Consider the following 1,297-nt stretch of genomic DNA (forward strand, 5'->3'; position numbering starts at 1 on the left):
TTCGCGAGCAGGCTCGCTCCCACACAAGATGTGCGGTGCGCCCCCGGAACCAGGTTGGCCCGGATGCTCTTCAAAAGTGACCCGCTGTAAGAGCACCTGTAAGAGCGGAACCGCCAGTAGCCATTACCAAAGAAACGGATATACACGCAAAACCAAAACCAAAACTAGCGATCAGTCGTAAACCTTCTTCTTCTTCCACTCATCGTTCGCTTCGTCTTCCTTCAGTCCTTCGGTCAACTGGTTCACCTCGCCCTCCACAGGCTGGGTGCTGGCCAGGACCTGGGCATTGGCTCGAGCCAGAAGCTTCTCAAGATAAGCCAACTGCTCGGCATAAACCTGCGGTTCCTGTTGCTTGCGCAAATACTGCACGCCACGCTCGAACGCCAGGCGAGCCTGCCCAGGCTGTTCTTGCTGCAAGGCCTGCTGGCCGAGGTTGTTGAAAAACTCGATGTGCAGCAGCACCAGCAGATGCCGTACTTCGCGAATCCAGCGCTTGGCCTCGTTAGCCGGCAGGAAACCGTCCTGGGCGGCGCGGGTGATCTGGCCGTGCAAGGCCTCGAGGAGGAACCGCACGTCCTTGGCCTTGGCTTCGGTCTGGATCGGTGCCGGCGGGTTGTTGACCGGAATCGACTCACCCTGGGCGGCCAGCGCAGCCAGTTCGTCCAGGCGTGCCTTGACCCCAGCGTTGGACTTGTCGAGATTGAGCAGGCGCTGGCAGACGTTGAGCTCAAGGCGCGTCATCAGCAGTTTCAGGGCCGGGGTCATCAACTGGCCAGGGAAGGTTTCGGTGAGCTCGCCACAACGACGCAGGCGGTCGTTGAGTTCAACCTTGGTGCGGGCCTTCTCCAGCTTGTTGTTTTCCACCACATGGTTCATGTAGCCAAGGGCGATCAACAGTGCGATCCCGGCTACGACGAGCAGGGTGATCATGAGTGGTGTCACCGGTAAGACCTCTTTATTGGGGTACGCATGTCATGAGTGTAGTGGCTTGGCTTTTAAGCGCATAGTTCCGCGCCACGCGATTAGACGGGCGTCATGCTGTTTATGGGGTGTTCAGCACAATGGATGCACATTGCCACTATTTGCCCGCCGAGACTATAACGTCTTGGCGGGCGACAGAATATAGACGCCAGAGACTGGACGGGTAAAATTCGCAGATCGCCCCAAATCGGGCGAAGTCATTGATTTAAATAAATTTATATCTGGGGGTTGACGACCCTCCAATCCATCCATAGAATGCGCGCCACTTACAGCGTAAAGCACTCAGCCAAACGCGATAAGCAGTGAATGTTGTACG

Annotated in this window: 1 protein-coding gene; it reads right to left on the bottom strand. The window is 56.7% G+C overall.

All coding sequences use genetic code 11. The features are described from left to right. Window positions 1-171: 171 nt before the first annotated feature. Complete coding sequence (locus OC610_RS27615) at window positions 172-930, bottom strand: hypothetical protein (RefSeq protein ID WP_264432678.1); 759 nt, start codon at window positions 928-930, stop codon at window positions 172-174. Window positions 931-1,297 lie beyond the last annotated feature (367 nt).

Source organism: Pseudomonas agronomica, assembly GCF_025917275.1.
Classification (GTDB): Bacteria; Pseudomonadota; Gammaproteobacteria; order Pseudomonadales; family Pseudomonadaceae; genus Aquipseudomonas; species Aquipseudomonas agronomica.